We start from the raw sequence: 24,206 nt of genomic DNA, 5'->3' as shown, positions 1-24,206 counted from the left end.
GATCAGCGCAATGAGATTGACGATTTACTCGATAAAGAGTACAACCGCCTACACTTCAAACAACGCATGATAATAATCAATCCAATCAGTCATGACTAAAACACATCCTTTAAGTGCCATGCTGTTATCAGCCTTTTTACCGGGCTTAGGTCAGTGGTATAACGGTCAACTCACCAAAGCTATTTACCTAATGCTGATTTATATTTTTCTGTTTCCGGCTGCTTTTGTAGGCATTATCCACTTTATGAATCCTGATATACGCATGGATGGTTTATTACTCTGGGTGTTAGCCATGTTAGTGTTATGGCTGTATGCCGTATTGGGCGCTGGTTGGGTGGCGTGGCGTGGTGCTACGTTTGAATATAGTTGGCAAAATAGCGGCGTTTATCTCGGACTTTTAGTCATTGCTTATGTAGTGTTAATTCCACTCACTAAATTTTATGTGCGCCACTATTATGTAGAGTCGTTTCGCGTCCCCTCAGAAAGCATGGAACCTAATATCTACGCAGGTGATATGTTGTTTGCTAATAAACGCTATAACTGCGGCGGTTGCCAAACTAAAGTAGCACGTGGCGATGTAGTCATTTTTATCTATCCTAATGATCGTACTCAATTTTTTATTAAGCGCGTGATTGCCCTGCCTGGGGATCAAGTGGTAATTAAAAATGCCGATATTAGTATTAATAATAAAAGTCTACTCAAAACCTTAAATGCTGATAGCACTGGACAAACACTCACCATCGAAGAGCAATTTGACACTCATAGTTGGACTGTAGTGTGGCGCGATAAACCCAACCTTCCCCCGCAAGTCAATTTTAAAGTCCCTGCTGGGCAAGTGTTTGTACTAGGTGATAATCGCTCCTCTAGTAATGACTCACGTTTTTTTGGCACAGTGCCTTTGCGCGATGTGGTAGGTAAAGCGGATTTAATTTGGATGTCGATTAATCTGAAAGAGCGCCAACTGAATTGGGAACGGATTGGACATAGGATTCAATAACGATGGCAAACTTTACCACACACATTTCCTATGCGGCGGCCGCGTCTGGTTTACTTTCAGTCTTATGTTTACAAGTAGGTTTTGTGACGCCTAATGAAGCACTATTTCTAGCCTTTCTAGGTACATTAGGGGGCATTTTACCGGATGTTGATCTGCAACATTCTTATCCGAGTAGCATCATGTTTTCGCTCTTGGGCATTGCGATGGCATTTGCGGTCATTTTTACGATGGATCGGGATCTGTCTATTTTAGAAATGTGGTTTGTGGGCTTGTGTGTGTTTACCGCGATTCGTTATCCAGTTTGGGTAGTATTTCATCAATACACCACACACCGTGGTTCGATTCATTCGCTCATAGCAGCGTTATTTGCTACCTTCGTCGTTACCTCTGTTGCCCATTATTGGTTAGGTAAGAATGCTTTTGTGGCGTGGTTACTAGGCCTATTTGTATTTTTAGGCTTTATTTTACACTTAGTATTAGATGAACTGTATAGCGTGGACTTTTCTAATCGACGTATTAAGCGCTCTTTTGGCACTGCCTTAAAGCTACTAGACCGCAACAAACCGCTTAAGTCCGGCATAATGATTATCGCTACTGCATTAGCGTGGTATAGCACACCGAGTGCGCAACAATTCTGGGATACCTTGATAAGTCGGGAAACCTATCAAATCATTGGGGCACGTTTTCTTCCTCAAGAAATACAGGCCCCAACGACTAACAATAACGACTTAAAAACTAATCGTTAAAACGACGTTTGCGTGGAGCATCGCCACTCACACGACGCTCACCTGTGCGCTCTTTAGGACGGCTACTACGTTCGCGCCCTTCAAAGCTTCCACGCTCAGGACGATCACTACGCTCAAAGCGTTCACTGCGGCTGTCACGTTCAGAGCGCTCACGACTTTCAAAGCTGCCACGCTCGCGTTCCGGGCGATCACCGCTACGTTCACGACCTTCAAAACTGCCGCGTTCACGCTCAGGACGATCACCGCGCTCTTCAAAACGCCGACCTGTGCCAGAAGAACCACGACTAGCTGGTGCTCCCGCATCAGCAGTAATCTCCAGCTTACGCCCGCAAACACGTACTTTTTTCAGATGCATAAACGCATCTTTACTTAAGCCTTGAGGTAGGTCTACCAAGCTAAAGGTATTACGAATATCAAGATTTTGAATATTCTGACTATCCATATCTAGCTCATTCGCAATAGCACCCACGATATGCTTAGGCTGGACACCATGCTCACGACCTACTTCAATACGGTAACGCACCATATCGGCTGAAGGGGTACGCGCTCGGCTACTACGCTCAAAACGATCATCACGGTCGGAACGCTCGCCCCGCTCACTACGTTCAAAGCGTTCCCCTCTATCACCACCGCGCTCAAAACGGTCACCACGCTCAGCACGACCACGTTCGCGTTCACGACGCTCTGGCTCGGCGGGAATATCTTGAATATCGGGCTGGAGTGGTTGCTCTTTTTGCACCCAGTAAGCTAAAGCGGCGGCTAAATCCTCATGAGATAAGCTCGTTTCTTCGGCCACGTTACTGAGTAATTCTTTAAAGAAATCTAAGCCTTCTGCTTGGGTCATTTCTATTAAAGACTTTTTAAATTGCTCAATGCGACGATCAACAATCTCACTCTTAGTCGGTAACTGCATCAGCGTTACTTTTTGGCGGGTGGCTTGTTCAATAGCACGCAACATACGCGTTTCACGCGGGGCTACGAATAAAATCGCCTCACCTTTACGTCCTGCACGTCCGGTACGACCAATCCGATGCACATACGACTCAATGTCGTGCGGAATATCATAATTCACCACATGGCTAATGCGTGGTACATCTAAACCACGAGCCGCCACATCGGTAGCAATTAAAATATCCAGTTTGCCCTGACGTAAATTTTCGACGGTTTTTTCGCGTTGTTGCTGATTCATATCGCCATTTAAGGCGGCACTGGCAAAACCGCGTGCTGCTAAACGATCTGCTAGCTCTTCAGTACTAATCTTGGTACGCACGAAAATAATCATGCCGTCAAAATCAGTCACCTCTAGAATACGCGTTAACGCATCTAACTTATTAATCCCACGCACGATCCAGTAGTGTTGGCTAATTGCCTCCACTGTAGTGGTCTTAGCCGCAATTTTAATTTCTTCGGGATCATGGAGATGCTTTAAGGCAATACGGCGAATTTGCTCTGGCATGGTCGCCGAGAATAACGCTACTTGGCGCGTTTCGGGCGTATGCTTTAAGATCTCATCCACATCATCAATAAAGCCCATACGTAACATTTCGTCGGCTTCATCGAGTACCAGTGCTTTTAAATGCGATAAATCCAAAGTACCGCGCGATAAGTGATCTAGGATACGTCCGGGAGTCCCTACTACCACTTGTACACCGCGTTTGAGCATACGTAATTGCGTGCCCATCCCCTGCCCACCGTAAATGGGGAGGATATGAAAATCTTCTAAATGATGACCATACTTCTGCATGGCCTCAGAAACTTGTATCGCCAACTCGCGTGTCGGCGTTAAGACTAATAATTGTGTTTGACTAGAGCGCGGATCAATCCGGCTCAATAACGGCAAAGCAAAAGCTGCCGTTTTTCCCGTGCCCGTTTGGGCTTGACCTAATAAATCACGTCCCGCTAACAACGGCGGAATACTGGCAGCTTGAATCGCTGAAGGAGTTTCATAACCCACTTCTTTAATCGCGGTTAAAATCGCGGGGGCTAGCTCAAACTGCTCAAACGTGATGGGTTGGTCATTGGTAGGTAAAATATCTGACATGTAACGTGTGCCTGCAAAAGCAAATTAGATTAGGGACTAGCAACAGGAGGTGTCCCATGCTGGTAATTAAGTCGGGTGGCATACTCTACGTGCATTTCCGTCTTGATTGCAAGCATATGACACAACTTATTGTGCAGTGCAAGAATAATAAACTCAATAACCCTTAAATGGCTTAAATAAGTTAATGACTACTACACTGGAACGAACTAAATACCCTTAAGATTGTACTGCTTTAAAAGCAGCATCTAAGGTGCGCCAAGTATTGACAAAATGGCAAAATAAATCAGCCGTTTTTTCGACATCATACACCGCAGAATGCGCCTGTGAAGCGTCCCACCCCATGCCCGCCGCCTGTGCAATGCGAGCTAATACGGTTTGCCCATACATTACCGCACCTAATGTCACGGTATCTAGCGTACTAAAGGGATGGAAAGGATTGCGCTTACTATCTACACGATGCGCGGCTGATTGCACAAAACCGAGATCAAAAGGCGCATTATGCCCCACCAAAATAGCTCGATTGCATTGATTGAGTTTGACTTCTTTACGTACTAGGCGAAAAAACTCTTCCATAGCTTGTTCTTCAGGCACGGCTAAACGTAAAGGACTAAAAGGCTTAATACCGTTTACTTCTAATGATTTAGGGTCCAAATTAGCATTAGGGAAAGGCTCAATATGCCAGTTATAAGTACGATAGCGACGTAATTCACCTTTTTCGTCGATACGCAAAACAACCATTGCTAATTCAAGCAAGGCATCACGGCGATTATCGAAGCCGCCAGTTTCTACATCCACTACAATGGGTAAAAAACCGCGAAAACGACCACCAATGGGTACAATATCTATTTCTGAAGTCATGGCGCAAAAGCTTACCGGATAAAGTTAAAAATAAATAGTATGACTTTTATTTTTAAACTTTTAATTATGTATTTGTGAACTAAAGACCAAATAGACACTATTACTATTCTCATAGCCAATAATTAGCCTTTATACCAAGGGAGCCTGTATCAATGGATGCAAGTGTATGCCTGACTTTGTTGCAAGTGCAACAATAAATACTCAATTTTTACTATTTTACTCTGCAAAATCAGCGCGACTAGCTTGAAATGATTAATTTATAATCTAATGGGCTGTCTCAGGCTCTGGTTCAATGGCAGCAAACTGTATACCTAATGAGCGTAAAGCACTTTTACCCCTCAGGGTTAAATCAGTAATGAAAGCACCTTGTTGACATAAATCCAATACATAGCCGCGCAATGCATATTCCGTTCCCCAAGCGTGTTCTTTAACCACTACTTTAATAGGCAGATCTAAACGCAATAATGCACTGGTGAGCGCTACATCATAGAGAGTCTGATAGACTAACGCGCCATCGTGATCGGGATGGAGATAAAAATTAGCGGTACACATCACCGTATTTGTACTGCCATTGGCATTCACAATACTATCAGTCCAGATTTTTTGGTGTGGAATAATGATCAAATTATCATCTTGCGTGACTAACTCAACGGAGCGCGTATTGACTCGTGTCACCTCACCATAATGCCCATCTAGGGCTATCCAATCGCCGGGGCGATACGGTCTTTCATACAATGTCACAAGACCTGCGATCAAACTACTCACATAATCTTTAAATGCAAACCCAATCGCAACCGCTAAGGCGCCTAACATTGCCATTACATTTTCAACCGTGGGAGTAATAAACTTAGGAATAATAAGGACTAAAGCCTCAATAATAACAACCAAGCGAATAATAGGTAAGGCACTTAAAAAGCGTAAACGCCAACGATTAGAAACCTTCTGAGCTAAGTAATGAATAACATACTGACTGACTTTAATAATTGCCCACGCTATTAATATAATAAGCAGTGCAATCGCTATATTTTCTAAGGTTAGTTTTTGCAATAGGCTTTTTTCACTCAACTTAATCACCTCGCCTTAAGATAATCCTTGGCTATTAAAAGGTATCCACGGCATAATTTAAATTCTGCAAAAATAATCTAATCTGCGGATAACCTTGTGGTGTTACATACCAAAACTCTTTAGCAGTCCTTTGCACTAAGTCATATTGCTCTAATAGCACTAAAATAGAGCTAATCTGGGTCGGTGGTAGCGGCACTAGCTGGGTGAGTAATTTAAAATCCAGCCCCGCATGTAAGAGTAAGGTATGTAAAATCATCGCCTCAGCATGACTAGCATTAGTGGGCAATGTAGGCCATTGCAACTCAAACCACGGCTGTACCCAAAAGGTATCATCATGTGCCTCTACGCTCGTATCACTTTGATCGGGTTCATCGCGTAAACTACAACGTAGTAGGGACAAAGCAACCCCGATATTGCCACGACTATAAGCCGTCAGATGAGCCAAAAAAGCACTGACCTTATCTTCTTCTTTATCTTCTTGCTCGGTTTCAGCATTGGTTTTTGTAGAGGGCTTAATCACCCATTGTTGGGTTTTAGCCTCGCGCAATTTTAAGTGCTGTTGTTTAAAAGAGTGTTCGAGATAGTGAGTGATCTTAGCCGCATCAAAGGCTTGCAAGGTCAAGGTAATCGGCGTGCGTCCCTGCCATACATAGCGTAAAAACATCCACGCCCAGCTATCACAGCCTATTAATCCCTGACCATAATCACCTGAATAGGCAGCATTTAGAAAATGCCGGACTAATTTTAATCCTTGTGGATGCCGCAAATAACAATCTTCTAAAGCGGGCAAAACCCAAGGTTTCTGATTAGCTTTTAATTGCTCCAGCCATGATAAATCGCCTGCAAGAATCTGCTCAGGGCTAGGCGGCTGAATAATATCCCAACCCTGTTGACTAGCCCAAGCGCTCAGCAAAGTTTGCTGCTCAATAAAGGGTGGTAATACCACCACCACGACTGAACGCTCGTTGGGGTTGGCTAACCAGTCAGTAATACGACACTGTAAAGTATGGCTGGCATTATTCCAATCAATGGCAGGAACTAAACGCTCTAGCTCTGCTGTGGGCAAAGCTTCAAGGGGAGTATCCTCCTCAAAGCGTGAGCTATCATGCAGCTTAAAGGGGGTCGTTAAGCGCTTCAGTACGGATACCCACGTATTGACATGTTGCAGCACGGCAGCGGAAGGAACCTGATAGTCAGTATAATAAACATAATCCCATAAAGGGGGTGAGTTGGGGTCTAATTGACTCATCTTGCTGATTACCCAAGGGATAGCTAAGCTCTGTCAATCTACACTCTGTTCTACTAGGCTAGGAGTAAAAACCTTGTGACGAATACGACTGGATTGACTTAAAATGAGTGGTCACCTTAACATGGTTTAGGCGCTTTAAACACTAGATCTTTTAAGCTTACCTGCTCAATGACTGAGTTAAGTTTTATCATTAGGCTTCTAATACTATTGCTCAAAATAAGGATTACAGTGTGCTTAAATTTCTACCCGGCATTTTATTATTACAAATCGTAACTGTAGCACTGGTACTCCTCACTCCAGCCAATCCTCAGGGGTGGGAATGGTTACGGGTACTGCTTCCCATGTTAGTCGTCGGTGTTCTTACTGCTTTTTGGTTTAATGCGGTAGAGGGACATCATCATAAAGATGAAATTATGCGCCTCAAAGAGCAACACGCTGAGGAACGTGAGCGTCTAAGAGTTAATGCTGAACGCGCCAAAACCCGTGCTGTTAAAGATACTCAAAAAGAGATCACTAAAGAAATGAGTCGTGAGCTAACTCGCAGTTCTGCTAGAGCTAATTTTAAAGTTGGGGTAGCGGTCGCAGGAGTAGCCAGTTTTGGTGCTTTTTTATTAATGACTCAGTTCTTGACTTTGGGGGTTATGCTGTTGGCAACCGCAGGCGGTACAGCAGGCGGCTATGTATTACGTATGCGCCACGAAAAACAGCGCCTCGCTAAAGAAAACGAAGCGGCTGTACTACTGACTGAACAGCCTAAAACCGTACTTTTACCTAAAAACCGCACCAGTAACTCTAATGCTTAAAAATGCTTAAAGCAGTGACTCTAATACTGCCGCACAAGGTTCAGTAATTTTTAATTGTGCTAAGTCATCGGCTCGCGTCCAGCCCGGATTAATTAAGGCAATAGGCTTATTCAGCTCCTTTGCCTTGACACAAAAACGATAACCGGAATAGACCTTAAGCGAACTACCGATCACCACTAAAGCATCCGCTTGTTCTAATGCCTGCATACAGGTCTCAACCCTTGCGCTAGGAACAGTGCCACCGAAAAACACCACGTCGGGCATTAAATCTCCACCACAAACCGCGCAATAAGGGGGCTTAAATTGCTCGATAATCTCACCTTCCACATTAGCATCACCATCGGGGCGAGTCTCAGCCACTAACTCTGCAAAATGGGGATTGGCTTCATACATAATTTTTTGTAACTCAGCTCGACTGCTTAATGTGCCACAACTTAAACATACTACACGGCTCAGATTACCATGTAGATCTACCACCTTTTGACTACCGGCTCGCTGATGCAAATTATCAACATTTTGGCTGATTAATAGCTCAATCTGACCCCGCCGCTCTAATTCCGCTAAGGCAAAATGTGCAGGGTTGGGTTCGGCTAAAGCCACTGTCGACCAACCTAATAACGATCTTGCCCAATAGCGCCGACGTACATAGGCACTTTGAATAAACTCTTGATGTTGAATAGGTTTTGAGCGTTGCCACTCACCTTTTTCATCTCGATAAGTCGGAATGCCCGACGATAGACTCACTCCCGCTCCAGTGAGCACCACCCATTTAGGATGTTTGGTGATAAAGTGATTTAAAATCAACGCTATTCCTTTAACTACTGCTAACTAAATAATCACTTAAAAGTGATCGTGTATTCTAATAAACTAAAGCCAAAAGCTAACATTAATACTTAATTAATTTGCAACCCGTATGATACCCAAACTATGTAAGGTATACCTCACTCGCTATAACACTATTATAACTACTTGAGCTTAGGGGCAACTATGTTTAATCCAACCTACTCACAACAACTCCAAGCCTCGATTGAGCAGGCTATTAATGACTTAATGGCACAATCTAGAGCAAATACCCACAGTATTCTGGAGCGCCAAACTAGAATTCAACAATTTAAACAAGACATTAATTCCCTAGTTGCACCTGCTTCTGAGGGGGAGGTAGAAGCAGCCGATTCGCCCGCCACACTCGAACAAGCCCGTGCTACTGCCGTACAACAAGACTGCCAGACCTTAGTGACCTCGATTGATACGATTAGTGATCATATCAGCCAAAAAAATACTAAAGCCGCATTGGACTTAATCCAACCCTTGCTCACACGCGGCCAGCTCCTTAATGCTCGCGTGCATTATGTGTATGAATTAGAGCTACTACTTAATGATTTTGAGCAAGAAAAGCAGGTGCGTTCGCGCTTACAAAAAATTGCGGCGGCACTTGATCTGCCGGTAAGTGCATTAACACCAGCCACTCCAGTCACTGAGACTCCAGTCGCTGAAAGTCAGGTCACTGAAACTTCAGTCGCTGAGGCTTCAGCCACTGCTGACAGTGTTGAGACAGACACAGGCACTACTGCTCCTAATGTCGCAAGCGCAACAGCTCCAGCCACACTAGAGGAAAGCGAAAACGTTAGCACTGACCTTGTAGTTGATGACACCACCAGTGAAGATGCGCCAGAAGCAGCCTATGTTGCAACGATGGATGAAACGGTTGAGGAGCCAACTGTAGCCGAGGTTGAAGCCCAACCACTTAGTGAGAGCACCTTACCAGAGCTAGAAGCACTGCTTAAGATAGAGCCAAAAACCCCCATCAATGACACTCCTATCGAAAAATTAGATTTTAATAAGTTTGGTACTACAGACATTAGTTCTCAAGCTAAGCATTTGGATTTTATGCTGAATCCTCCTAGCTCATTTGATTTAGATGAAGAGGTGTTAAGTGGTAAATCGCTGCAAGATGATTTAGATACTCTGCTGATGGAAGCGGAGCTATTAGAAAAACAAGCCAATCTCAAAAAAGCACTTTCAGAACCTGAAACCAGTCTATTCAGTACTAAATACCCTTTTAAATAAGCACTTAACATTCCTCGGTGGCTAAGCTCTATCGGGCTTAGCCTACAGCACTAAGCTTGCCCTCACTGCACTTGCAGCCTCATTAGCTGCATTTTAGCCTTGCATTCAGTTGGTTATAGGTTACTATTTCATCAGCAACTTGCGAATCTTCCTGTAACCCTCTGACCTCAAAGGTTTTATATGCTCAATAACTACTTGAAAACCAGTAGTATACTGCTATTGGCTGGATTACTTAGCGCTTGTGCCACCACCCCACCTACAGACACCTCTACGGATGCGGCTAATCTACAAACGGCTTATCTGAAAGCGGTCAAAGATGCTGCACGTAGTGACCCTGCACGCATTAGTTCTAATTTGATTGCTATCACCCCGTATAACTCAGCAATCACTTGGAAAAAGGCGGCTAAAACGCCCGATAAAGTGCTGATGGTGACGTGGACTAACTACGATGGTTACGATAAAGACATAGGCAAAACCATTCCGATCACGCGTGAAGTCTGGGTAACTGCTGTACCGGAATTGCAAAACTTTTGTAAAGGTATAGCGAATGTTGATCTACGTCTCAAGCAGGCATTAGGCTTACCGCCCGATGGTAATAAGACTAAATTTGTTGAGTTTTGGGTGAATCCGGTTGATTTATTCCGCCCCGCGCCTGATCCTGAAATCACTGATACGGTAGCCGAACTAGAGTTCCGCCCCCCTAATCGCAATTACACCTTAAGCCCCGCCTATATTAAGTGGTTTAACTCGCTTAAGGATAGTTCGTATGGTGACAAAGGCTATCCTTGGACGCGTTTAGGTTATACCTATGATTGGGGTAAGCCGAATAATCCGATTGGCTTTAGTGAGTTTGTGATTAATAAAGGCGCAAAGGTAGAAGTGAAATCGGTTAAAACCACTGCTGATTATTGCAAGCCTTAAAAACCTATCCGTACTGTAGGGGTAGACCTAAGTGTCTACCCTTTCGTGCCAAATTCTTAGCTATGGATTTGCGCAGACATTGAGCCTAATACACCTCTGTACACGACAAAACCACTAACTTATTGATTTAGCATGTTTGTCATGGAGATGGTGAAAGTCCACCGCTCCTATGTTTTACTCTCTAGTTACCACACAGGAGAGCAAAATGGATCTGAGCGATGGACTACGTGACAGTTTAAAAGCCCACTTGAGTTGGGGCAAGCCCCGTTTGGATTGTTTTGTGGGAATGCTGCAGGCCTTGCTGAGTGCGCGACAAATGAATTTGGCGTTGTTGGCGGTACACATAGATTCTGACACCGACATTGGTTCCCGCTATCGACGGATGCAACGCTTTTTTAGCCAAGTGTTCTTTAATTACAATGACATTGCCCATTTTCTTATGGGAATGTTCGCCTTTAGTGGTCAACAATACTACCTCACACTCGACAGAACCAACTGGAAATGGGGCAAATCCAACCTCAATCTCCTGACTTTGGCGGTTGTTTACCAAGGTGCGGCTATCCCCGTTTACTGGATGGTGTTGAACAAACGCGGTAATTCTAACCAACGTGAACGTATTGCCCTGCTGCAACGATTTATCAGCCAATTCGGGCGCAACAACATCTTGGGTGTGTTGGCTGACCGTGAGTTTATTGGTGGTCAATGGTGGAAGTGGTTGTCTTCCAAAGAGATTCCCTACTTGATTCGTATCAAGGGTAATCAGTTGATGACCGACAAACACAAAAAAGAGGCGCATGTCCGCTCGCTGTTTGCCAACCTCAAGCCGGGTAAACGGCGCGTTCTCCGTCACCGTCGCGACGTTAGCGGGGAATGGGTTTGGCTCAGTGGCTCAAAGCTGCCCAGTGGTGAGTTGTTGATTATCGCCAGCAACCACTACACGGCTGATCCCATTGGCACTTATCGGCTACGTTGGGAAATTGAAAACCTGTTCCAATGCTTGAAAGGGCGTGGTTTTCACATGGAAGCCACTCACTTCACCAAACCCCTCGCATCAAAAAGATGATGGCGTTGCTTGCCATTGGCTTCTGTTGGGCGCACAAAGTCGGCGAATGGAAGGAAAAAGCCGTCAAGCCTTTGAAGACGAAAAACATGGACGCAAAGAGCAAAGTGTCTTCCGTTACGGCTTGGACTACTTGACCGATTTATTGAATGGAAGGGTACGGGAAAAAGTGGATAGGCTTAGGCTGCTGCTTCTGTTCCTTTGTCCACCACAATTCATGGCGATCGAGGATGGACGGATGAAACTCAGGCGATTTTCTTTTGAAAAAGATTCAATGAGTTAAGCGAATTGTCGTGTACAGAGCTAATACACTTGAAATAATAGGCGATGATGATTTTTCTTAGCACAAATCCGGCAATAATCCTGCTCGGTTTGATCGGCAGGATAATGAAAGGGACTGCCACAAGCCTTGCAATAGTTAGTCTGTAAGAGAGTATTTTCAGGCGCTGGTTGTAAGTACTCTAACCTTATCGCCCCCTGATCACATACTTGTACACAAAGTCCACAATCAGTACAGCGCTCTGCCTTCATTTCATAGGCTAAGCTATCTGACTCTTTATGGAGTGTGATAGCTTGTTGTGGGCACAATCTCACACACGCATCACAGCCATTACAGCGCTGCGCTTCAATACGAGGTACATAGGGGAAAAGAACTCCCTTGAGTGCATTATTAGGCAGTAGTTCTACCCAAGAGATCACCGCAGCACTCAAGGTTTCCGAAGGTAGCTCACCTTGTTCTACCGTTTCCACCACTACACTCACGGCTTGACGAAAAAACTGGCGACGACTAATAGCAGCCTGATCAGCTTGCACAGACTCTAGTTGCTTACGGTAGGATTTGAGTGTTTTATGATCGATTAGTTGAAGCTGGATAGGCTCACTCTGCCGACTTTCTAGCAATTGATTCAAGGTATTAACATTTTGCTGCAAAGTAGGCGTCTTGCCGAAACGCTGACACGCTTCACACGCACCGCTTAAAACATATAAGTGCCGATAACCTAGGTGATAGTAATGCGCTAATGTGCTCAAACTTAAAGCATGCAGGCAAGGAACGAGTCCCTTACCTGCTTTAAAACCCTCATAACGCTCACAATAGGTTATTAATGATTTATGCTGATTGATTAAACCTAGTAGCGGGTATTGAGCTTGTGCTAATGCTTGTTGTGGACAAGCCGCTACACATAACCCACAGCTATCACAAGTCGCCACATTAAGCTTTAGCCCACTTTTATCTAAGCTCCAAGCCGATAAGGGACAGCTATCAACACAGCGGGTACATTGGGCTATTTCACAATGCTGATGCACACAACGCTCAGGGATAATATCGGGAATGTGCCATTCAGATTGAAGCTGTCGCAACCAAGTCAATGACACCATGAGACTATCCTTACCAACTGGGGGCGCTACCCGGATAGTAGCGTAAGGGTTGGACCTCACTAGCGGCTAATGCTTGCGCTCGTAAGCGTAACTCTTGCTCTTCATGACTAGGGCGAGCACTCCCTAAAATCATGGCAATCAGCTCTCGTAATTGCTCGGCATATAAAGCCGTCACTAGCGCTAATGTGCCATAAAAAGGGGTAGCGCACCGAGCGGCTACCCGTTTGCCAAAAGGCAATAACCAGCGCAGTAAATGCTCATCCATAAATTGAGCGATTTCAGCCAATACATCACTGTCTTGATCTGACGCCACTTTATCCAGTAAGTACGCTATAAATAGCAATTCATTGACTAAGTGATCATCCGGTAATTTACGCCAGTTCGGAACTGCTAAATGATGACGCGCATACCATTCACGCACCTCAAACATCGGTTGTTGACAGGTCAGCTCCTCATCATCTAACCAAACCGACTCATTGGGTAAACCATGTAAACTACCGTTAAGATAAATATCCGCAAAATCAGCAGCCAAATCATCCACTACATGGTCGGGAGTGGGTATCGGCCATGCGTCAATACTGGCACTTAATTGCTGCATTGCTAAAATCAAGGCATGATCATAGCTGCTTAAAGCCAATAACTCAGGGAAGCCGATGGCTCGTAACTCCGACATGCTTTCAGGTGTTAATTCACTAGCATGCAAATCAGCTAATAGGCGTAAATCAGTGGCTACCACCTGACAAAACTGCCCCTGTACCCACTCATCCTCTAAATGATTAACCATTAGTTTTACCTACGGTAGGTATGGCAGGAGTAACAGGGGTTGCTTTAGGTGTCGTAGGTGCATTACCTAGTGGTGCAGTACCCTGCACTATACCTTGGCTGTGTGCTACAAACACAATCGAGGGATGGGTCAACTCTGGATCAGCCATACCTTTCACTTGTCCGACTACAGTCTCATGCTCGGCACGCGCTTTCGTCGCATAAGTACCATTACGTAATTGGTCAATTGGACCAATATCCAATACCCGCATCATACAGGCTTGCACACAATACGGTTTACGCCCTGCATCAATCTCATCCACACACATATTGCATTTAGACACAATATTCTGTTCAGGGATAAATTGAGGCGCACCAAATGGGCAAGCCGCCTCACACCGACGGCAACCAATGCAAAGGCTGGAATCAATATCCACAATCCCATCTTTTTCACGCTTATAGATCGCACCTGTGGGGCAAGTCGGTAAGCACGCAGGCTCGGCACAATGGTTGCAGGACATATTGACCTTATACGCATACACCTGCGGATAAGTCCCACCTTCCACATACATTACCCGCCGAAAACGCGGACCGGGAGGCAAGCCATTTTTGTCCTTGCACGCAATTTCGCAGGCACGACACCCAATACAATCGACATTATTATGAATAAAGCCAAATTGTTGAGCAGGCTTGACAGGCGTATACACCTCCTTTTTGCGCCGGACGATAGCTTCTTTAATAGCGCCTTGATCTTTAACTACTTCATTTGCCATGATCATTCTCCCTTAAAGATCGCGCCGAAATACGTGGCTACGCGAAGTCGCTAATTGATCCCAACCGGGTTTATGAGATAAATCGGTTTTCTTAATGCTGGCGAGCACGGTGTTATAGGCAAACGCCCCCGCTGGACTAGGATTATCTAGGGTTAAAAAGTCTGGATTTCCTGCACGATCAATTCCATTCTCATCTAAATCCAACCAAGCCCCCTCATGGATCACTAATACTCCGGGCATACAACGCTCCGTCACATAAGCAGGCACAACCACTCGACCGCGATCATTAAACACCTCCACCGTATCACCCGTTTTAATGCCTAGCTTTTTAGCATCAGAGGCATTAATAGTGACTTCTTGAGAGTAAGTCTCACGTAACCAACCAATATTGTTAAAAATCGAGTGAGTACGCCAACGCGGATGGGGAGAAATTAAATGGAAAGGATGTCGCTCTACTTTATCCTTAGCGCCTAAGTATTCCCAAGGCTCAACCCATTTAGGAATCGCCGGAATTTCATAACCATAGGCCGTCTTAGTCCAGTCATCATATTGAGCTAGTTGACCAGAAAAAATTTCAATCTTGCCGGAAGCAGTGGGCCAAGGTGTGCCTTTTTCTACATTGTCTTGGAAGGCTACATGGGGGCGAGGCAGAATGAATTTATACACACCATGTTGTTTAAACTCCTCCCAAGACATGTCAACGTGCTGATGTACCATAACTTTATGCTCCCACCATTCACGTAGATAGGTTTCATCGACTTCATCAGGATTTTGAAAATAATCACGATTAGCTTTAGGGTTATAACGTCGTCCAAACGGCTCACCCCCTAAGCGCCATGCAAGCTCGGTATAAATTTGAAAATCGGTTTTACTTTCACCCATTGGCTCAATGACTTTAGGGCGGTGAATATAATAGTGACCTTTATACCAAGGTAAGGCTACATCATGACGCTCAAAGTGAGTGGATACGGGTAGCAGTACATCGGCATATAAACCCGATGGAGTAATAGTGGAATCATTACACACCACTAGCTCCAATTTTTTCATGGCTTCGATTTCTTTATTAATGTTGGTTAATTGATTAAACCAATCCGAACCTTGCCAGAAAATACCGCGAATATTGGGGATCACTCCATCCCCTGCTTGTCCACCTGGCCATAAACCAATCTCTTCGCGCTTCACATTGGGGTAGTTGAGGACACAATGCGCCCAACGATCTGATTTAATCGATTCATAAAACACATTGGCAAATTCATCATAAGGATAGGCCACCCCTTCAGCATGCCATGCTTTACCAATCCCTTCAGAACAACCGCCTAGTACGCCAATATTTCCCGTCATAGCCTGCAAAGCCGCTGCCATACGATTGTACTGCTCACCATAAGCATTACGACCGGGAGCCCATGACGCTTTTAGTGCCGCAGGTTTAGTATTAGCGTAGAGAGCAGCGAGCTTTTTAATATCTTCAGGCGATACGCCACAAATAGCAGAAGCCCATTCGGGGGTTTTGGGAGTGTTATCGTATTTACCTAAAATATAATCTTTAAAATTCTCTTTACCCTTTGCCCAGTCTGGCATAGTGCCTTCATCCATACCCTGCACAAATTTATTAATAAATTCTTGATTATGCAGATTATTCGTGAAGATATAATGTGCCATACCTGCCATCATTGCTGCATCGGTATTAGGGCGAATCGGTATCCACCACGCATCATACGCAGCGGCTGAATCAGTATATTGGGGATCAACTAAAACAAACTTACAGCCTTTTTGCTTAGCCATGCGCATGTAATAAAAGGTATTACCGCCATGAAAGGTATAAGCCGGATTCCAGCCCCACATAATAATGAGCTTAGAATGGGCAAACGCATCGTCCTCATTACCATCTTCAATCGTGCCAAAGGTAATGCGCGAGCTAAACTTTGTACCCTCATAGGAAGGAACCGACCATGAGCTAGTACGGCAACCATACATGCCCAAAAAGCGTCCTAATAAACCTTCAATTTGATCCGATTTATGCAGTACCCCATAAGAAGCTCCGGCATAAGATTGATCAAGCAGCGCAGTTGGACCATATTTAGCCTTCAGCTCCTCCATCTTACCCGCTACAAAATCCAACGCTGTATCCCATGAAGCACGCTTAAACTTTCCTTCCCCACGCTGACCCACTCGCATCATGGGGTAAAGTAAACGCTCCTGAGAATAAAGCCGTGCTCGATAAGAACGCCCACGTAAACAGGCACGAATTTGCGGCTCCTCAAAGGTGTCCTTACCAACCTCACCGCCTTTTTGATAGCGCCCATCATCGGTAGAGAGACGCACAATCACATCGCCTTTTTTATGCGCCACGAGCATATGCCGTGAACCACAATTGTGAGCACAACTGGTGACTACTGTAGTTAAATCATCATCACGAGGATATGGCGCATAAGCAAAGGCTTGAGCTTCTTTAGGTTTTACCGTTAATCCACCTGCTGCAATCGCAGCAGAACCTAAAGCAGAAGTCTTTAAAAAGGTACGGCGATCCATTAGTAAAGCCGCTTTTAATTTATCTTTCCAATCTAAAATAGTCATGGCTGGCTTCTCAGGGTTTAGTTGAAGTAGCGGGTAATGGAGCCATACCTTGAATTACAAAGCGATAATCGGATTCAGTAGGTCGGTCTTTTGCCCAATCAGGGATGACATTACCGCTACCTGCCCAAGGATGACGCGGGTAAGGAAAACTATTGCGATACCAAGCCCGTCCACCATGACAGCCATAACAAGTATCACTATTAGCAGCACCTTCTTTTTCAATCACATCAGGATGTAAAAAATTGACTTGATGGCGCGTGGTGCGAATGGTGGCATGGCATAATAAACAATTATTTTGGAAGGTGGCGCCGCTTTGATGCCAAGGTCCGGGTAATCCCATAATTTCATTAGGAAACTGACCATGACACATTAAGCACACTTGCGGACTAACCATTTTACGCATTGTTAAATTCCCTTGTCCGTCTGCTGAACCTGTTCCCGTTTCTTCACGGAGATCATTACCTTGATGGCAAGTAGTACACCGCATTTTGGCGACTTTATTAATAAAAGGGGCGGTCAGGTGGCGTTGGTGAAAGGTCATTTGCTCACCTTGATAAGTATCTAGGGTTTGATACCACGCAAGAACAGCGTCCTTTTTTAATCCCGCTGGCGAGCTATCACGAACTTTAGTGGTAAGCACTTCTTGATGGCATTTCAAACAATCCGCATTAGTCGCTTGATCGATAGCAGGCTTAAAGTGGATAGGATCATAATGTGCCTGATCATAATTCATAGTAATAGGCTCTTTAGGCACTGAGGCTAATAGAGCATCGGTAGCTATTTGGGTCTGTTGAGCTACCTCTTCAGGAGAGAGGCTAACCACTGTATTACTAGCTACTGGAGTCTGAATTGGTGTAGTCGTAGCAGGAGTTATTGCAACTGGGGTAGTAGGAGGTGTTACCGTTGCATTAGGCGTAGTGGTCACAGTAGCTGTAGCATTAGCGGTATTAGCTACTGTAGCGCTATTGGTCTGTGTACTTGATGCAATAGGAAGACTAGGTGTAGAAGTGACCCATGACGAACTAGAGGCGGGACTCATTAAGACTTCTGGTGTCTTGTTCTCGCCCACTATTAGGCTTATGCCAATAGCCGCCATACCTCCTACACCCAAAAGCATCGCCACTAATAAGGACAGTAAAGCCCACCTTTCCGTACCTGAATGCATAATAACACTCCCTTAATCAAGAGCTACAGACACCAAGGTACGTGTCTGTAGCTTCATAGGTTATGAGTAACAGTCCATTAGTTTTTAGGAGGGGTCCAATTTTGTCCTTGCATACCGGACATGCCACCCATACCGGACATACCGTTCATGCCACCCATGCCTTGCATACCAGACATACCGCCCATTCCTGACATACCATTCATGCCTTGCATACCAGACATGCCGCCCATTCCTGACATACCGTTCATGCCACCCATGCCTTGCATACCGGACATTCCGCCCATACCGGACATACCATTCATGCCACCCATGCCTTGCATGCCGGACATACCACCCATGCCTTGCTGTGCAGGAACCCATTCAGCACAAACCCAACCTTCGCCCGGAGCGCCTGCCATACCAGACATACCGTTCATGCCACCCATTCCTGACATACCGTTCATTCCTGACATACCGTTCATTCCTGACATACCGTTCATTCCTGACATACCGTTCATTCCTGACATGCCATTCATTCCTGACATACCGTTCATTCCTGACATACCATTCATTCCTGACATACCGTTCATGCCGGACATACCGTTCATGCCACCCATACCCTGCATTCCCGACATACCTTGCTGATTACCGCTCATTCCTGACATGCCGTTCATTCCACCCATACCGCCCATGCCTGACATACCGTTCATTCCAGACATGCCGTTCATTCCACCCATTCCACCCATTCCAGACATACCATTCATACCGGACATACCGTTCATGCCACCCATGCCCTGCATTCCCGACATACCTTGCTGATTACCGCTCATTCCTGACATGCCGTTCATTCCACCCATGCCGGACATGCCATTCATTCCAGACATACCATTCATACCGCCCATGCCTGACATGCCATTCATTCCAGACATACCATTCATACCGCCCATGCCGGACATACCATTCATACCGCCCATGCCGGACATGCCATTCATGCCACCCATTCCTGACATACCGTTCATTCCAGACATTCCATTCATACCGCCCATTCCTGACATGCCATTCATGCCGGACATGCCACCCATGCCCTGCATTCCAGACATACCTTGCTGATTACCGCTCATGCCCGACATGCCATTCATGCCACCCATACCCTGCATGCCTTGCATCCCTGCTTGAGCAGGTACCCATCTAGCACACACCATTCCTGCTGGCTGTCCTGCCATACCAGACATCCCTTGCATGCCACTCATTCCACCCATGCCCTGCATACCAGACATGCCGCCCATGCCCTGCATCCCTTGCATGCCAGACATGCCGCCCATTCCCGACATACCATTCATTCCACCCATGCCTGACATGCCTTGTTGATCAGCAAACACAGCAGGAACAAGCAACACAGCACTAACCATTAAAGGCAATACTTTTTTTAATAATGCTTTCATAAATCTCTCCTAAAAGATGGGGTCACAGCAAAGATAAAGAATTCAGACTAGCTACTTAGAATGCCAAGCACGTAAATCGTAGGGCGGTGTCATACCTGCATGATTGAAGGGAGTAAACCAATAACCTTGATCCTCCAAAAAGCGCAAGGAATAGGGGTAAGGCGGCTCCACACCTTTAAGAGCGTGGGCATACCAAGTAGCCTCTTTTTGTACTTCAGTTAGTAATGGTGCTTGATCAGGACGCTGAGAGGGCTGAAGACCTGCAATATAATCAACTGCATTGACCATCGATGTTGAACTCGAAAACAACCACAAGCCTACTAAGACTCTATTCATTAACACACGTATTGGCATAATCCTGATCCTTTACATGACGCGTACACCCTTACGCTGCACCAACTATGCCAAACAATAAAAATCACTATAAATTATTGTTTTAATTTAATTTTTATCAAAAGTAACCAAGCGCTGGCTCTATATAAGCCCTTCAAATGCTGCCATTTTGTCATAATAAATATGTCAAAATGGCATGACATTTAAAATTCAGACAAAATGTCATAATAGGATTATACTTAAGAATTATCTGTAGCTTTTTAGCGCGGGATAACCTGTCCTATGACTCTACCCTTTTCAATGGCTAACACCTCGTCTAGCTCAACACTCAGTAAGCGGTTTATTACGTTTTTGCTGAGCATTTTGATAAGCGTGTCAATCTTATTTTTGGTGTTGTTTTTCTATTTTTATCAAGCCCAACTGACTGAAGAGCGCACGCAAGCCTCCGCTTCAGTGAGTTTATTATTAAAATCGGCTTTAGAACGCGCCATGCTACGGCGTGATTTAGTAGGACTACAGGAAACGGTGACTGATTTAGGCGCTCAAGCCCAAATTAGAGAGGTATTGATTCTTAACCCTCAAGGTGAGGTACGCTTTGCCTCTGATAAGGAGCTAATTGGGCAACAACGCGCGGATATTATTCAACATTTTTGCTCTCACTGTCGGGTTCAAGACCTGCCGCTGCAACCGATTAGTCAATTTATTACCTTGCCTAATCAAGAGCCGCGTTTGCGCACCTTTCATCCTGTACCTAACCAACCTGCTTGTATAGGCTGTCATGGTGAGCTAACCCAGCACCCCGTTAATGGCATTTTAGTCGTGGATCATGAGGTGAATGCTCTACGCCAAAAAAACGAGCAAATCTTATTATTTTTACTAGGGGCTGGTTTTATAGCGCTCACGGCTAGTGCGGGTGCAAGCTGGTGGTTTATGCGCCGCCATGTATTGAACCCGATTCAGCAATTACATCAAGCCAGTACTTTGCTCTCACAAGGCAATTTACAAGCGCGTGTTACCGTCCAAGGTCATAATGAGCTGACGCAACTGGCCCATACTTTCAATCATATGGCCGAGCACTTACAAACCAGCCATACTGCCTTACAAGATCGTGAACAGTTTTTGCAGGGCATTATTGACGGTGTGCCAGACGGGGTACGTGTAATTGATCAGGATTATAAAATTATTGTGGCTAATAAAGCCTATGCCCAACAAACGGGATACCCTGATGCTCAACTACTACGCCAACACTATTGCTATGCTATTACCTATCAACGCGATAGCCCCTGCCCGCCCTCATTACGCACTTGCCCCTTAGCGGCTTTGAGTGATGAGCAACCTAGCCTCAAATTTATTGAAACGATTCAACGCCCTGACGGTAGTATTCTAAATACAGAGGTCTATGCAGCACGTCTCAAAGCACCTGCTCAACACGCCAATGCGCTTTGGGTAGTTGAAGCGATTCGAGACTTAGAACAGGCAGTGCATTATTCACACGAACAAAAACTTTCAGCCCTAGGCGAGCTAGCGGCAGGAGTCGCGCATGAAATTCATAATCCTCTAGCCTCGGTACGTATCGCACTGCAAGCGAGCGATACTTTATTAAATCAAGATGACAATACTCCACAAACCATCACCGAACTTAAAGACTATCTGCATTTAGTGGACGAACAAGTAGATCAATGTCTAAAAGTCACCCGTAGGCTCATGAAACTGGGTACACTCTCTAGTAATCATATCGAATTAGTGGAGGTGAATAGCGTTATTATTGAGACCCTATCCCTATTGCATTTTGAGCGTGAACAACAGCAGATTGAACAGGTATTGGAGCTTGCTCCTCAACAGCCACGTATTTTGGCGGCCGATAATGATCTACGCATGATTATTTTAAATCTGGTACAAAATGCGTTTCATGCCATGCCTAAAGGAGGGCTTTTGACTCTACGCACTGAAATACTCGACAATCAGGTGCTGATTGAAGTGCAAGACACGGGGGTTGGTATTAATGCAGAAATTGTCTCACGTATTTTTGATCCCTTTTTTAGTCGGCGCATCGGGCAAATGGGTTCTGGCTTAGGGTTAACGATTGTGCGTAGCTTAGTCACTCAACATCATGGAAGCGTTCAACTCATTGCCCATCAAGCAGGTCACACGGTGTTTCGTCTAACCTTTCCCGATGCAGATCATAAAGCTGAGGACTATTAAGTTATGTTACCCCTCTTATTAGTCATTGATGATGATGTCACCCTCAATCGTTTGATCGTGGGGCAGCTTAATAAAATGGGTTATGGTGCTATGGGCGTACACTCTTGGGCCGAAGCTCAAGTCTATCTGCAACAACATGACCCGCATCTAGTGCTCTTAGATTGCCACCTACCGGATGCACGCGGTACTAACTTATTGCCTTTATTAACACCCGATTATCCCGTCATTATTTTAACAGCCTATGGCAATGTTAAAGATGCGGTCAATGCGATGCGGGCCGGAGCAGCGGAGTACTTATTAAAACCTGTCAATATTGATGAGCTAGAACTGGTCATTCGCAAAACGCTTGATACGCATAATATGCGCCAAGAGTTTCTCTATCTTAAAGAGCATGTGACTAAACCGCGCTCGTTTATGATCGGTAATAGTCCAGCCCTTAAAGAAGTCGAGAAAATAATTAGTGCGGTCGCTCCTAGCATGATGACTGTGTTGATTCAGGGGGAAAGTGGCGTCGGTAAAGAATTAGTGGCGCGTGAAATTCATGAGCGCAGCCAAGTCGCCAAACAGGGTTATGTTGCTTTAGATTGCTGCACCATGCAGGAAAATTTATTTGAGTCTGAGTTATTTGGGCATGAAAAAGGCGCTTTTACCGGAGCCGATCGACAAAAAAAGGGGCTGATTGAAAGTGCTGAGGGCGGAACGTTATTTTTAGATGAAATTGGTGAAATTACTCCGGCGATTCAGGCGAAATTACTCCGTGTTTTAGAAACTGGACGCTTTAGGCGCTTAGGAGGTACGCGTGATTTGAGTGCTAATGTGCGCGTAGTCGCAGCGACCAATCGTGATTTACTTACTATGTCACAGGATGGCTCGTTTAGAGCGGATTTATTTTATCGTCTTAATGCTTTTATTATTTATGTGCCTCCTTTACGGGAGCGTAAAGAAGATATACCCGCCTTGGTTAATCACTTTATTCATAATCACGATTTCTCGCGCCGTGTAAATAAACAAATCACCTCAGTAGCACTCGACAAGCTATTAGAATATTCTTGGCCCGGTAATATCCGCGAGCTTAAAAACATGGTAGAACGCGCGATTATTTTGTCGGGCAATGCAGAGCAGATTATGGCTGAGCATTTTACTTTGAGTGCTGAGCATAGTGTTTATCCCCCTCCTAATCGTAAAAGTTTTTGTCTGCAATTTGATGAAATTCCTACTTTAGAGTCAGTAGAAAAGCAATATGTGAATCTATTACTGGATCAGTATCAAGGTCATCGAGGCAAAGTAGCGCGTGCCATGGACATTAGTGAGCGCAATGTGTATCGCTTGATTAAGAAGTATGAGGCATTACCTTGAGGCTATAGCGCTCATTTAAAACACTTCTATCAACCACAGCGCCCATCTATATAAGTGTTCTCCTAACCAACCATCGCTGGCGGTGACTAATTGACCACACGACCTCTTTACGGCGGACTTTGAGGCGATTGTCTCCCAAATCTAGGTCGTTAAATTCAGTAGATGACCAGTTCATTGATAAAAATAGCTAAGTTTACAGTAGGTTGGCAACTTGTGTATAAGGATATAGGTTTAACTTGCTTAAGGACAGTTCGTATGGTGACAAAGGCTATCCTTGGACGCGTTTAGGTTATACCTATGATTGGGGTAAGCCGAATAATCCGATTGGCTTTAGTGAGTTTGTGATTGATAAAGGCGCAAAGGTAGAAGTGAAATCGGTTACAACGACAGCTAAGTATTGTAATTAAGTGCCTTTAAATTTTGTTCTTTGCTTTTT

Annotated in this window: 22 protein-coding genes; 10 read left to right on the top strand and 12 right to left on the bottom strand. The window is 44.9% G+C overall.

Annotated features, from left to right (window positions below; translation table 11 throughout):
* The first annotated feature begins 91 nt into the window (after positions 1-91).
* Positions 92-997: a signal peptidase I gene (gene lepB, locus IPL34_RS09445; RefSeq protein WP_296841100.1), complete on the top strand. Its 906-nt coding sequence runs from the start codon at positions 92-94 to the stop codon at positions 995-997.
* 2 nt (positions 998-999) lie between these two features.
* Positions 1,000-1,743 (top strand): metal-dependent hydrolase, encoded by a 744-nt coding sequence (locus IPL34_RS09440; RefSeq protein ID WP_296841097.1) that lies wholly within the window; start codon positions 1,000-1,002, stop codon positions 1,741-1,743.
* Here the strand turns inward: IPL34_RS09440 and IPL34_RS09435 are convergent.
* The 4 genes from IPL34_RS09435 to IPL34_RS09420 all read right to left on the bottom strand — a co-directional run bounded on the left by IPL34_RS09435 (position 1,733) and on the right by IPL34_RS09420 (position 6,956).
* On the bottom strand, positions 1,733-3,784 hold the full coding sequence (locus tag IPL34_RS09435) for a DEAD/DEAH box helicase (RefSeq protein WP_296841095.1): 2,052 nt from the start codon (positions 3,782-3,784) through the stop codon (positions 1,733-1,735). The genes IPL34_RS09440 and IPL34_RS09435 overlap by 11 nt on opposite strands.
* A gap of 216 nt (positions 3,785-4,000) precedes the next feature.
* Positions 4,001-4,642 carry a ribonuclease T gene (gene rnt / locus IPL34_RS09430; RefSeq protein WP_296841092.1) on the bottom strand — a complete coding sequence of 214 codons (642 nt, stop codon included), beginning with the start codon at positions 4,640-4,642 and terminating at the stop codon, positions 4,001-4,003.
* A gap of 264 nt (positions 4,643-4,906) precedes the next feature.
* Positions 4,907-5,707: a mechanosensitive ion channel domain-containing protein gene (locus IPL34_RS09425; protein WP_296841090.1), complete on the bottom strand. Its 801-nt coding sequence runs from the start codon at positions 5,705-5,707 to the stop codon at positions 4,907-4,909.
* A gap of 34 nt (positions 5,708-5,741) precedes the next feature.
* Positions 5,742-6,956, bottom strand: coding sequence for a hypothetical protein (locus IPL34_RS09420; protein ID WP_296841086.1), 1,215 nt, complete (start codon positions 6,954-6,956; stop codon positions 5,742-5,744).
* A 230-nt stretch (positions 6,957-7,186) separates the two neighbouring features.
* Here IPL34_RS09420 and IPL34_RS09415 point away from each other — a divergent pair, with 230 nt between their 5' ends.
* A complete protein-coding gene (locus tag IPL34_RS09415) occupies positions 7,187-7,759 on the top strand; it encodes a hypothetical protein (RefSeq protein ID WP_296841084.1) in 573 nt (190 codons plus the stop codon).
* 6 nt (positions 7,760-7,765) lie between these two features.
* Here the strand turns inward: IPL34_RS09415 and IPL34_RS09410 are convergent, their stop codons facing one another.
* Positions 7,766-8,563 (bottom strand): NAD-dependent protein deacetylase, encoded by a 798-nt coding sequence (locus tag IPL34_RS09410; protein WP_296841082.1) that lies wholly within the window; start codon positions 8,561-8,563, stop codon positions 7,766-7,768.
* A gap of 183 nt (positions 8,564-8,746) precedes the next feature.
* On the opposite strand from IPL34_RS09410, the gene IPL34_RS09405 reads away from it, so the two are divergent.
* From IPL34_RS09405 to IPL34_RS09390, 4 genes are all read left to right on the top strand, one after another.
* A complete protein-coding gene (locus tag IPL34_RS09405) occupies positions 8,747-9,826 on the top strand; it encodes a hypothetical protein (RefSeq protein ID WP_296841079.1) in 1,080 nt (359 codons plus the stop codon).
* 180 nt (positions 9,827-10,006) lie between these two features.
* Positions 10,007-10,747 carry a hypothetical protein gene (locus IPL34_RS09400; protein WP_296841077.1) on the top strand — a complete coding sequence of 247 codons (741 nt, stop codon included), beginning with the start codon at positions 10,007-10,009 and terminating at the stop codon, positions 10,745-10,747.
* 205 nt (positions 10,748-10,952) lie between these two features.
* On the top strand, positions 10,953-11,810 hold the full coding sequence (locus tag IPL34_RS09395; RefSeq protein ID WP_296838856.1) for an IS4 family transposase: 858 nt from the start codon (positions 10,953-10,955) through the stop codon (positions 11,808-11,810).
* Between the two features lie 46 nt (positions 11,811-11,856).
* Positions 11,857-12,090 carry a hypothetical protein gene (locus IPL34_RS09390; RefSeq protein ID WP_296837418.1) on the top strand — a complete coding sequence of 78 codons (234 nt, stop codon included), beginning with the start codon at positions 11,857-11,859 and terminating at the stop codon, positions 12,088-12,090.
* 20 nt (positions 12,091-12,110) lie between these two features.
* On the opposite strand, the gene IPL34_RS09385 is transcribed toward IPL34_RS09390, so the two are convergent.
* The 7 genes from IPL34_RS09385 to IPL34_RS09355 all read right to left on the bottom strand — a co-directional run bounded on the left by IPL34_RS09385 (position 12,111) and on the right by IPL34_RS09355 (position 20,233).
* Positions 12,111-13,184, bottom strand: coding sequence for a 4Fe-4S dicluster domain-containing protein (locus tag IPL34_RS09385; RefSeq protein ID WP_296841075.1), 1,074 nt, complete (start codon positions 13,182-13,184; stop codon positions 12,111-12,113).
* 10 nt (positions 13,185-13,194) lie between these two features.
* A complete protein-coding gene (locus IPL34_RS09380; protein WP_296841072.1) occupies positions 13,195-13,968 on the bottom strand; it encodes a molecular chaperone TorD family protein in 774 nt (257 codons plus the stop codon).
* Entirely contained in the window at positions 13,961-14,719 is a 759-nt protein-coding gene (locus IPL34_RS09375) for a 4Fe-4S dicluster domain-containing protein (protein ID WP_296841070.1), read from the bottom strand. Before IPL34_RS09375 ends, IPL34_RS09380 begins: the two co-directional genes overlap by 8 nt.
* A gap of 12 nt (positions 14,720-14,731) precedes the next feature.
* Positions 14,732-17,293 carry a molybdopterin-dependent oxidoreductase gene (locus IPL34_RS09370; RefSeq protein WP_296841067.1) on the bottom strand — a complete coding sequence of 854 codons (2,562 nt, stop codon included), beginning with the start codon at positions 17,291-17,293 and terminating at the stop codon, positions 14,732-14,734.
* Between the two features lie 10 nt (positions 17,294-17,303).
* Positions 17,304-18,458 carry a hypothetical protein gene (locus IPL34_RS09365; protein WP_296841065.1) on the bottom strand — a complete coding sequence of 385 codons (1,155 nt, stop codon included), beginning with the start codon at positions 18,456-18,458 and terminating at the stop codon, positions 17,304-17,306.
* A gap of 77 nt (positions 18,459-18,535) precedes the next feature.
* The gene (locus tag IPL34_RS09360; RefSeq protein ID WP_296841062.1) at positions 18,536-19,879 is read right to left on the bottom strand and encodes a hypothetical protein; all 1,344 of its coding nucleotides are present in this window, start codon (positions 19,877-19,879) and stop codon (positions 18,536-18,538) included.
* A gap of 51 nt (positions 19,880-19,930) precedes the next feature.
* Positions 19,931-20,233 (bottom strand): hypothetical protein, encoded by a 303-nt coding sequence (locus tag IPL34_RS09355; RefSeq protein WP_296841059.1) that lies wholly within the window; start codon positions 20,231-20,233, stop codon positions 19,931-19,933.
* 351 nt (positions 20,234-20,584) lie between these two features.
* On the opposite strand from IPL34_RS09355, the gene IPL34_RS09350 reads away from it, so the two are divergent.
* The 3 genes from IPL34_RS09350 (at position 20,585) to IPL34_RS09340 (ending at position 24,177) form a co-directional block, all read left to right on the top strand.
* A complete protein-coding gene (locus tag IPL34_RS09350; protein ID WP_296841056.1) occupies positions 20,585-22,414 on the top strand; it encodes an ATP-binding protein in 1,830 nt (609 codons plus the stop codon).
* 3 nt (positions 22,415-22,417) lie between these two features.
* Positions 22,418-23,770 carry a sigma-54 dependent transcriptional regulator gene (locus IPL34_RS09345; RefSeq protein WP_296841053.1) on the top strand — a complete coding sequence of 451 codons (1,353 nt, stop codon included), beginning with the start codon at positions 22,418-22,420 and terminating at the stop codon, positions 23,768-23,770.
* A 236-nt stretch (positions 23,771-24,006) separates the two neighbouring features.
* Positions 24,007-24,177: a hypothetical protein gene (locus IPL34_RS09340; RefSeq protein ID WP_296841050.1), complete on the top strand. Its 171-nt coding sequence runs from the start codon at positions 24,007-24,009 to the stop codon at positions 24,175-24,177.
* Positions 24,178-24,206: the final 29 nt, after the last annotated feature.

It is taken from the genome of Thiofilum sp. (assembly GCF_016711335.1).
GTDB lineage: Bacteria > Pseudomonadota > Gammaproteobacteria > Thiotrichales > Thiotrichaceae > Thiofilum.
Note: the sequence above shows the minus strand (reverse complement) of the source record. Positions and strands in the feature narration are given on the sequence as shown.